We start from the raw sequence: 9,838 nt of genomic DNA on the forward strand, positions 1-9,838 counted from the left end.
TCTTGACCAGGTCGCCGGCGACGGCGCCGAAGGTGCCTGACCAGGTAGTGCTGGTGTTGTCGCCGCCGACGGTGAAGGTGCCACTGTTGATGTTGATGGTGCCGCCGCTGCCGGCCAGCGATCCGTAGCTGCTGCCGCCGGTTTCGATGTTGCCGCCGTTGACCGTGAGCTGGCCGGTACTGTTGATCGACGCGGCGATGGTGCCGGCATTGAGCGTCGTGTTGCCGCTGTGGGTCCAGATGGGCCCGATCGAGTTCAGCGTGCCGGTGCCGTTCTTGACCAGGTTGCCGATGCCGGACAAGCCCTTCAGCACGACGAAAAAGCCACCCGCGTCATTGTTGACCACCAGCGTGCCGTTGTTGACCACGTCACCACCGAAATTGCCGGAGACCACCAGCGGCGCACCGGTGCCGATCTGCAAGGTGCCAGTGTTGATCGCGACGCCACCGCCATTGAGCGGAGCGCCCGGCATCGCCAGCGTACCCGCGCCGGACTTCGTAACCGACCCTGCGCCGGTGACCGAGCCGGTGAGGTTCAGTTCGGTTGCGTTGGCCAGGGAAACGGTAGCGGCTAGAATGAGGTCGTTGGCGATGCTGTGCGCCGCGCCGCCGGTATTGATCTGCGGCGACGCGCCATTGAAGGTGAGCGTCGATCCGGTCAGTGTGTAGGCCGTGGCGCCCGTTATGTCGAGCCGGTTGAGTGTCCATGGCGAGTCTGCATTCGGCGTGAAATTGCCGCTGGGCAAGCCGAACTGCACGAAGGATGTGTTCGCGGACGGTGGCGGAGCGCCGCCGACCCAGTTCGCCCCGGTGCTCCAATTGCTGTCGCTGCCACTCCCGTTCCAGACCGTCTGCGCCATCGACGCGCCGGGTACCCACAGCGTAACAATGAGCGCCGCAAGTACCTTGCGGCGAAAGGGTAGTCGTCCAATCAAAACAGTCTCCTCGTGAATAAACCAGGCTTTTGGACTCGAAAACGGACAGCCTTGTTTCTGTCATCAGGTCGCGATTTGCCGACCTTGTTCGGCTTGCATGTGTCGAAACCAGGAAGCCGAGCCTTGACCGCCAGTCGCACCTGAACGTTTGCCAGCTAACAACACTACCGCAGGATTATTTCACGAAGAAGACAAGAAATCAGCTTTACTATTCCCCGATAGCTGATTACTCCAGAACGCAAACGGAAACCCATTTGCCGCACTGCTTGAGGGCGTAAATCTCACCCCCCTATGGCTCTGCGCTCTTTCTTGACAAGTAGATATACATGAAATTTGTGGTAATAATATTGTCAATTATGTGCATTTAAGGCAATATTCAGGCACGATTTGATGAGGAGACCTCGTTATGGGAAACGCAACAAGCAACTACGCGCACGTCGCAAAAAAAGCTACGAATGTCTCTCTGGCGGAAAATCTTCTGGCAGAGGCCAAGGCGTTGCGCATCAACGTTTCGCAGGCAGCAGAGTCTGGTGTTGCCAGGGCTGTTGCAGAAAAACGTGCGGAAATCTGGCTGAGGGAAAACAAGAAGGCCTTCGAATGCTGGAATGCCTATGTCGAGAAGAACGGTTTGCCGCTTGAAAAATACAGGAGTTTTTGATGCAGTTTACAGTTTACAAAAACCCCGGTGGCAACGGTTACCTTCTGGATTTGCAGGCAAACGTCAATAGTCATTTTACAACTCGTGTCGTTGCGCCACTGCTTCCGATTGAGGATGTTCCGCACTACGCGAGTTCTCTCAATCCGGTATTCGAGATAGAAGACACTCGGGTGGTCATGGCAACGCAAGGCATGGCCTCAGTCCCTTCGCTCATCCTGAAGCATGCCGTAGCAACGCTTGAGCACCAACGAACGGAAATCGTCGCTGCGCTGGACCTTTTGTTTCAGGGGTTCTAAATACGCAGCCAGCCCCCACGCAGTTCATGCTGCCGGAAGCAGATCGTGTGGCATGCTAAAATCCATACCCCATGGAACTCACAATCAACGGCGAATCCCGCCAATTCTCCGCGCCACTGAGCGTGGCCGCACTGGTTGAGGTGCTCGGCTTTACCGGCAAGCGGATCGCCGTCGAGCGCAACGGCGAAATCGTGCCGCGCGGTCGGCACGCCGAAGTCGAACTGGCCGCAGGTGATCGAATCGAAATCGTCGTCGCCGTTGGCGGCGGCTGATCCAGCCCATCGCGCAAGCCAATGCAAAACCCCATCAGGACAGCCCCATGAACACACCCGCACATTGCCTGACGATTGCCGGCAAGACCTACCGCTCGCGCCTTCTGGTCGGCACCGGCAAATACAAGGATTTCGCCGAAACGCGCGCGGCCATCGATGCCTCGGGGGCCGAGATCATTACCGTGGCCATCCGCCGTGTGAACATCGGCCAGAACCCCGGCGAAGCCAATCTGCTCGATGCGCTGCCGACCTCCGAATTCACCATCCTGCCCAATACCGCAGGCTGCTACACGGCGGACGATGCGGTGCGCACACTGCGCCTCGGGCGTGAACTGCTCGACGGCCATGCGCTGTGCAAGCTCGAAGTGCTCGGCGATCCGACCAACCTCTTTCCGAACATGCCGGAAACTCTGAAGGCGGCGGCAACGCTGGTCAAGGACGGTTTCGACGTGATGGTGTACTGCGCCGACGACCCGATTCAGGCCAAAATGCTGGAAGAGATCGGCTGCGTTGCCGTGATGCCGCTGGCCTCGCTGATCGGTTCCGGGATGGGCATCGTCAACCCGTGGAACCTGCGTCTGATCATCGACAACGCCAGGGTGCCGGTGCTTGTCGATGCAGGCGTCGGAACGGCATCGGATGCGGCGATTGCCATGGAACTCGGTTGCGACGGCGTGCTGATGAATACCGCCATCGCGCACGCCAGGGACCCGGTGCTGATGGGTAGCGCGATGAAGAAAGCGGTTGAAGCCGGGCGCGAAGCCTTCCTGGCCGGGCGCATGGCGCGCAAGTACTACTCGGCCGACCCCTCTTCTCCGACGAGCGGGCTGATCGGTTCCTGAGCGTGAGCGAGCGGCTGGAGAACATCGACCCGGCAGGCGAGGTTAGCAACGAGCTTACCAATACTCGCCGACACATCCGCAGCTTCGTGCTGCGCCAGGGCCGTGTCTCGAACGCGCAGTTGCGCTACTACGAAGCGATGATGGCCGAAATCGGCGTGCCCTATGTGGCGGCACCGCTCAATCTGGAGTCGCTGTTTGGCCGCAGTGCCGACGCGGCACCGAAGATTCTCGAAATCGGCTTCGGCATGGGTGAGACCTCGGCGCTGATCGCTGCGGCCAATCCGCAAAATGACTATCTCGGCATTGAAGTGCATACGCCGGGGGTTGGTAGCCTGTGCAAGCGGGTCGCTGAAGGCGGGCTGAGCAACCTGCGCATTGTTCAGCATGACGCAGTTGAGGTTCTGCGCGACATGATCCGGCCCGGCACCCTGTCCGGCGCGCATATTTTCTTTCCCGATCCGTGGCCGAAGCTTCGCCACCACAAGCGGCGCCTGATCCAGCCGCCGTTGGTTGCGTTGCTCGCCAGCCGGCTGCGGCCCGGCGGCTATATTCATTGCGCCACCGACTGGGAAGAGTATGCGCAGCAGATGCTGGTGGTGCTGTCCGCCGAACCCTTGCTGGAAAATACCGCTGCCGATTATGCGCCGCGCCCCGACTATCGCCCGCTGACCCGGTTCGAGCAGCGCGGTTTGCGGCTCGGTCACGGTGTCTGGGACGTGATCTTCCGGCGCCGGCCGGATCTACTGTAAACGGAAGATGACCGGCAGGATCAGTTCGCGCGAGCTGGCACCGGTTAGCCTGCCCATGGCGTAAGCGGCTTTGACGGCGGCGTTGTCGAGGATGGGGTGGCCGCTGCTGGCGGCGATGCTGACATCGTCAACGCCGCCATCGGCGTTCAGTTTGACGATCAGTCGCACTTCGCCTTCGAGGCCACGAGCGACGGCCTCGGGAGGATAAAACAGGTGCTCCGAGAGTTTTCTCTGCGCAACCTGAACTTCGCGTTTGGCTACGGATTTTGTTTGCGAAACGGGCGGTTTGTCTGGAGTGACCGGAGGCGGTGGCGTTTCGACTTGCGGCGCGTCTTCAGGGTCGATGGTATTCTTGAGCAAGGGGTCGGCAGTCGGTACTTCCGGTAGGGGCGGCAGGCGCAGTGTAGCCTGCAGCGCCGGACGGGGCGGGGCAACAGAAAAGCGCTTCAGGATGTCCGGAAGGAACAGCACGCTGTGCAAAGCGAGCGAAAGCGCAAGTGCGAGAATCAGACGGAGCGGCATTAACACGGTATTGTGCAACAAAACTCGGCGTAACATCCGGTGGGTGTAACGACGGTGGAGGATGTTATCGATGCAGGTGATGAGCAGAAGCACTCGGGCCTTGATTTTTTCCCTATGTCTGTTTGCTACAACGGCATGGGCCGCACTGCCCGATCCGATCGCCTTCAGTTGGGCGATCGAGCGCGGCGATATCAAGAAGGTCAAGGGCTGGCTCGATGAGGGGCTGGATCCCGAGTTTCAGACCAATCAACTGGGCTCCGGGCTGATGATTGCCGCCTGGTACGGCAACATCGAGATGATGCAGCTTTTCGTCGAGCGCGGCGTCAACCCGCGGCGGGCCAACCGCAATGGCGAACAGCCCTTGCAACTGGCAGCCTGGAACGGCCACTTGGAGGCAGTCAAATGGCTGCTGGATCATGGCGCCGCACTCAACCGCGAAGGAAACTACTGGGGAGCGCTGCACTACGCCGTGTTCAACGGACACCAGGAACTTGTCAATTTCCTGATCGGACGCGGCGCCGAAGTCAATGCGCGTTCGCCCAACGGCTCGACCCCGCTCATGATGGCCGCGCGCGAAGGCCGCGAGGATCTGATCAAGGTGTTGCTCGAGTCGGGCGCCGATGTGCGACCGAAGAACGATTGGGGTGATAACGCGCTGACCATGGCCATGCGCTATGACCACTACCGAATCGGCAAAATGATTGCCTCACCCGAGGAATTCGAGATTGCCGTCAAGGCGCCGAAGGAGAGTTTCGGTGAGCCCAGCCGCTCGGCATCGGCACCCAGCAATATCGAGGAACTGCTAAAAAAAATCCGCGAAGCCGAAGCCGAAGGACTGCCAAGCGAGGACCTGCACAAGCAACTCCTGGACGCCGTCAACGAGTTCAGGCGCAATGCCGTAAAGCAAAGGAACGCCCGCCGTACGATGCCGCAGCCATCGCAACTGAGGTCCATCGTGATCACGGCCAAGCGCGGTCATCCGGGTGCCGAGCGTGCGCAGGTGATGGTTGATGGCAAGTCCGTCAGCCCCCCGGATGCCGCCAAACCGGCTGGCAAAACCGCTTCGCTCATCATCACGCCGGCTGACCAGCGCGCCACGCAAGCCCAGATCGCCGAGCTGATGCGCCGGATTCGCCTGACCGAGGCTGATGGGCAGCCGGCAAATGACTTGCGGCAACAGCTCAACGAGGCTGTTGACTCGCTGAAATAGTCGTTTTTGAAGGGATAAACCAGTTACTCGGGAGCCCCGATTGGTTATCGCGATTCCTTGATGATGCGCCCGAAACCCGGTTGTACCGGCCTCGCATTGGGCGTGTAGAGGCGCTGAAAAATCATCAGTTGCTCGGGCGAGATCTGCTGCGGTTGCCTGAGTACCAGCCAGAGAACATCTTCGGTGCACGGCGGTGTTGTCAGCGAACCCATGAAAGTGAAGTAGCGCCGATTGACCGGCAGCAAGCGGCTTGCGTCAAGGCTCTGCGTCGGCGGTGCCACTTCGCCTCCCTTCTCGAGCGGCAAGTTGTTCAACACCATTTGCACCAGAGGATTTTCGGTCCCCTGTTCAAGCAGCACGGTCACAATGGCCAGTTTGCCGTCTTCAGACTTGTGCACCAGTTGTGCGTCCATGTCGAAGGTCTTGCCGTCCAGGGTGACCTCAGCCGGGCGATGGAAGTGAATCCTGATCAAATCAAAATTCTTGCCCAGTAAATTGAATCCCCCGCCATAAATGGCCACCTGCAGGTTGCGGCCGCTGTCAACCACCCGGAACGATGCGGGACTATAGGCAAACTGAATCGGCTCAAGATCAACCGCAATGCCGTCGCGCAAGTCGATCGGCGACTGGCGTTGGCCTGTAGCACATATTGCGAACTCGGGCTTCAGGCGCCCCCAGTGTTCCGCTCCACCTCTACCCTCGTACGACCAGGCGATGCTTGAGGGCATGGTTGAGGCGGGTTTTGATACGTTGCCGCCTTTATTCGAATGCGAGGAACCAGCAGGCGAGGTCAAACGGCGCAAATCCTTTTTGACCTCTTTTTCAATGAGTGCATCGTTCGCCTTGCGCAACTCACCGGCGACTTCGCCAACCTTGTCCGCCGTATTGATCGCCGCTGCTGCTGAAGCGCTACCGGGCTTCGGTCGGCAGACTTCGCGCAAAAGTTTGTCATCGGGCGTACCCGAGCGCACCGGCATGGCGAAAGAGGTTTTCACTTCTTCCTGACGCAGCAACTCGCCCTCATCCTTGAAGTAACTGCGCTTCAGCGTGGCCTGTGTACGTTCAGTGCAATTGTATCGATTCAACACTTCGATAATACGGTATGAGAAGGACGTTTTCGGGTCGACAATCGGCTTGTCGAGCACAATGCGTCCCTTCACCGTTGTCATCCCGCCCGCTTCGGCGACGATGCTGGCCCGGTCGATTTCAACGCGTTTGCCAGGTTCGCTGGCCACCATCTGCCAGGTCGCCGAGGCTATCGCCGGAACCGCAGTGGCAAACAATGCTGCGAGTAACTTGAGCCGCATGACCGGACTCACCTTGTTTGATTTTGTACTCATCATCCAATTCACGGAAAACATGAGGAATACTTTAGTCGAATTTCCCAAAACACCAGGAACAAACTTCGACACGAAGAGATCAGACATGACTAGTCTTGCTTATAGTCAGCAATTCCAGTAACTTGCAGATTCACGTTAGGGGTGCCGCGCCGATGTCGGTGTAGCTGAGATAGTCCCTTTGAACCTGTGCGGGTAATGCCGTCGTAGGGAAGCGGAAGGCCGTAGTATTCATTCCTTCGCCCCACCCCGACATTCCTTGCCTGCTTTTCGCGTTTTTCGCCGTGTAGTTGTCACGCCCCTTTGCAAGGAAATACCATGAACGCCAACGAAAAATTTCTTGCCGCCGACGCCCATGTGGACGCCGCAGCCATCAAGCCCCTGCCGAATTCGCGCAAGATCTACGTTGCCGGCAGCCGCTCGGACATCCAGGTACCGATGCGTGAAATTTCGCAGTCCGACACCGACACCGCTTTCGGCGGTGAGAAGAATCCGCCGATCTACGTTTATGACTGCTCCGGCCCCTATTCCGACCCACAGGCCGCAATCGACATCCGCAACGGCCTGCCCGCCCTGCGCGCGCAATGGATTGCCGAACGCGACGACTGCGCCCCACTGGCCGGCCTGAGCTCCGATTTCGGTCGCCTGCGCGCCAGCGACAAGGCGCTCGACGAGCTGCGCTTCCCCGGCCTGCACAGGAAGCCGCTGCGCGCCAAACCGGGGATGAATGTCAGTCACATGCACTACGCCCGGCGCGGCCTGATCACCCCTGAGATGGAGTACATCGCCATCCGCGAAAACAACAACCGCCGTGCCTACGTCGAACAACTGAAGACCTCCGGCCCGCAGGGGCAAAAGCTGGCCGACCTGCTCTGCCGCCAGCATCCCGGTCAGAGTTTCGGTGCCGCCATCCCCAACGAAATCACCCCCGAGTTCGTGCGTTCCGAAATCGCCCGTGGCCGCGCCATCATCCCGAACAACATCAACCATCCCGAATCCGAACCGATGATCATCGGCCGCAACTTCCTGACCAAGATCAACGCCAACATCGGCAACTCGGCGCTTGGTTCAAGCATTCAGGAAGAAGTCGAGAAGATGACTTGGTCGATCCGCTGGGGCGGCGACACGGTGATGGATCTGTCGACCGGCAAGAATATCCACGAGACACGCGAGTGGATCATCCGCAACAGCCCGGTACCGATCGGTACGGTGCCGATCTATCAGGCGCTGGAGAAAGTCGACGGCAAGGCCGAAGAACTGACCTGGGAAATCTTCCGCGACACGCTGATCGAACAGGCCGAGCAGGGTGTCGACTACTTCACCATCCATGCCGGTGTTCTGCTGCGCTACGTGCCGCTGACCGCCAGTCGCCTGACCGGCATCGTTTCGCGCGGCGGCTCGATCATGGCCAAGTGGTGCCTGGCGCATCACCGGGAAAGCTTCCTCTACACGCACTTCGAGGACATCTGTGAAATCATGAAGGCCTACGACGTCGCCTTCAGTCTTGGCGACGGCCTGCGCCCCGGCTCGATCTACGACGCCAACGACGAAGCCCAGCTCGGCGAACTGAAAACGCTCGGCGAACTCACGCAGATCGCCTGGAAACATGACGTGCAGGTGATGATCGAAGGCCCCGGCCATGTGCCGATGCACATGATCAAGGAGAACATGGACCTGCAGCTCGAACAGTGCAGCGAAGCGCCGTTCTACACGCTCGGGCCGCTGACCACCGACATCGCCCCCGGCTACGACCACATCACCAGCGGCATCGGCGCCGCGATGATCGGCTGGTTCGGCACCGCCATGCTCTGCTACGTGACGCCCAAGGAACACCTCGGTCTGCCCGACAAGGACGATGTCAAGGAAGGGATCATCACCTACAAGCTCGCTGCGCATGCAGCCGACCTGGCCAAGGGCCACCCCGGTGCGCAGATCCGCGACAACGCGCTGTCCAAGGCGCGTTTCGAGTTCCGCTGGGAAGACCAGTTCAACCTCGGCCTGGACCCCGACAAGGCCAAGGAATTCCACGACGAAACGCTGCCCAAGGAATCGGCCAAGGTTGCCCACTTCTGCTCGATGTGCGGCCCGCACTTCTGCTCGATGAAGATCACCCAGGAGGTACGCGAATTCGCCGCAGCGCAGGGCATCGATGAAGCGGCAGCTCTGGTTAAGGGAATGGAAGTTAAGGCTGTCGAGTTTGTGAAGTCGGGGGCCGAGGTCTATCGTAGAATCTAATGCACTCCTGGTGACCGGACTGCAAGAATGATCTCGCCCGAAACCCTGCAAGCAGCCATTGGCGCCGTTGCTGCCGATGGCAAGGCAAACCGTATCGTGCTCTTCGGCTCGTACGCGCGTGGCGACGCAAGCGAGCATTCGGATATCGATCTACTGGTCATCGAGGACGAGGTACCGGATCGCGCCCGGGAAATGGTTCGTCTGCGCCGTCTGCTGCGTCCATTGCGGGTACCCGCCGACATTCTCGTTTACTCCGAAAATGAGGTCGCGCAATGGGGCAATCAGCCCGGCTCGGCACTTTATTGGGCACTGCGCGAAGGCAAGGTCGTTCATGGTTGAGAGTTCGGTCGCACGACTTCTACTCGAATCAGCGCGACAGGACGAAAATGCAGTCGCGGCTTTGTGTAGCGCTTCCGATATTGGCGACGCCATCGTGGGTTTCCACGTGCAGCAAGACGTTGAAAAAGCACTCAAGGCGGTTCTGTCATCGAACGCAATCGTTTTTCGCCGTACGCACGACATTGCCGAACTACTCGATCTCCTTGCCGATTCAGGCTTGCCGCCACCGCCGGAAGCGGAAACGCTCGACGAATTCAACCCCTACGCCGTAGAAGCACGCTACGGACTGGTAAATTTGTCCGGACTTGATCGCCAGAAAATTCGTATGACAGTCAAGCTGGTATTGGCTTGGGCCAACGAGCGTATCGGGTAGAAATCAACGCGCCACGAGATTCGAGAAACCAGGTAGAGGAATTCCGCTTTAGGCAAAACCCTGGTCAGGGG

Annotated in this window: 11 protein-coding genes, 1 pseudogene and 1 riboswitch; of the genes and pseudogenes, 9 read left to right on the top strand and 3 right to left on the bottom strand. The window is 59.3% G+C overall.

Annotation, left to right across the window (positions count from 1 at the left end; translation table 11 throughout):
• Nucleotides 1-934, bottom strand: a pseudogene (locus JNM42_RS16885) (hypothetical protein); the annotation flags it as partial.
• A 406-nt stretch (nucleotides 935-1,340) separates the two neighbouring features.
• Here JNM42_RS16885 and JNM42_RS16890 point away from each other — a divergent pair.
• The 5 genes from JNM42_RS16890 (at nucleotide 1,341) to trmB (ending at nucleotide 3,751) form a co-directional block, all read left to right on the top strand.
• Nucleotides 1,341-1,592, top strand: a complete 252-nt coding sequence (locus JNM42_RS16890; RefSeq protein WP_294272921.1) for a type II toxin-antitoxin system CcdA family antitoxin — start codon at nucleotides 1,341-1,343, stop codon at nucleotides 1,590-1,592.
• The gene (locus tag JNM42_RS16895) at nucleotides 1,592-1,888 is read left to right on the top strand and encodes a CcdB family protein (protein WP_294272922.1); all 297 of its coding nucleotides are present in this window, start codon (nucleotides 1,592-1,594) and stop codon (nucleotides 1,886-1,888) included. Before JNM42_RS16890 ends, JNM42_RS16895 begins: the two co-directional genes overlap by 1 nt.
• Before the next feature lie 71 nt (nucleotides 1,889-1,959).
• A complete protein-coding gene (thiS, locus tag JNM42_RS16900; protein ID WP_294272925.1) occupies nucleotides 1,960-2,160 on the top strand; it encodes a sulfur carrier protein ThiS in 201 nt (66 codons plus the stop codon).
• Nucleotides 2,161-2,207: 47 nt separating this feature from the next.
• Entirely contained in the window at nucleotides 2,208-3,002 is a 795-nt protein-coding gene (locus JNM42_RS16905) for a thiazole synthase (RefSeq protein ID WP_294272928.1), read from the top strand.
• Between the two features lie 14 nt (nucleotides 3,003-3,016).
• Complete coding sequence (gene trmB / locus JNM42_RS16910) at nucleotides 3,017-3,751, top strand: tRNA (guanosine(46)-N7)-methyltransferase TrmB (RefSeq protein ID WP_294272948.1); 735 nt, start codon at nucleotides 3,017-3,019, stop codon at nucleotides 3,749-3,751.
• Here trmB and JNM42_RS16915 read toward each other — a convergent pair.
• A complete protein-coding gene (locus JNM42_RS16915; protein WP_294272931.1) occupies nucleotides 3,743-4,273 on the bottom strand; it encodes an energy transducer TonB in 531 nt (176 codons plus the stop codon). The two genes, trmB and JNM42_RS16915, sit on opposite strands and share 9 nt — an antisense overlap.
• A gap of 79 nt (nucleotides 4,274-4,352) precedes the next feature.
• Here JNM42_RS16915 and JNM42_RS16920 point away from each other — a divergent pair, with 79 nt between their 5' ends.
• On the top strand, nucleotides 4,353-5,483 hold the full coding sequence (locus tag JNM42_RS16920; RefSeq protein WP_294272934.1) for an ankyrin repeat domain-containing protein: 1,131 nt from the start codon (nucleotides 4,353-4,355) through the stop codon (nucleotides 5,481-5,483).
• Between the two features lie 44 nt (nucleotides 5,484-5,527).
• On the opposite strand, the gene JNM42_RS16925 is transcribed toward JNM42_RS16920, so the two are convergent.
• Nucleotides 5,528-6,790: a carbonic anhydrase family protein gene (locus JNM42_RS16925; protein WP_294272936.1), complete on the bottom strand. Its 1,263-nt coding sequence runs from the start codon at nucleotides 6,788-6,790 to the stop codon at nucleotides 5,528-5,530.
• A gap of 160 nt (nucleotides 6,791-6,950) precedes the next feature.
• Nucleotides 6,951-7,050: riboswitch (TPP riboswitch) on the top strand.
• 88 nt (nucleotides 7,051-7,138) lie between these two features.
• Between JNM42_RS16925 and thiC the strand changes: the two genes are divergently transcribed.
• From thiC to JNM42_RS16940, 3 genes are read left to right on the top strand one after another with little or no spacing between them, the layout of a single operon-like run.
• Entirely contained in the window at nucleotides 7,139-9,055 is a 1,917-nt protein-coding gene (thiC, locus tag JNM42_RS16930) for a phosphomethylpyrimidine synthase ThiC (RefSeq protein ID WP_294272939.1), read from the top strand.
• Between the two features lie 27 nt (nucleotides 9,056-9,082).
• On the top strand, nucleotides 9,083-9,394 hold the full coding sequence (locus JNM42_RS16935; protein ID WP_294272942.1) for a nucleotidyltransferase domain-containing protein: 312 nt from the start codon (nucleotides 9,083-9,085) through the stop codon (nucleotides 9,392-9,394).
• Nucleotides 9,387-9,767: a HEPN domain-containing protein gene (locus JNM42_RS16940; protein ID WP_294272945.1), complete on the top strand. Its 381-nt coding sequence runs from the start codon at nucleotides 9,387-9,389 to the stop codon at nucleotides 9,765-9,767. The genes JNM42_RS16935 and JNM42_RS16940 overlap by 8 nt, the downstream gene beginning before the upstream one ends.
• The last annotated feature ends 71 nt before the right edge of the window (nucleotides 9,768-9,838 follow it).

The organism is Propionivibrio sp. (genome assembly GCF_016790145.1).
Classification (GTDB): Bacteria; Pseudomonadota; Gammaproteobacteria; order Burkholderiales; family Rhodocyclaceae; genus Propionivibrio.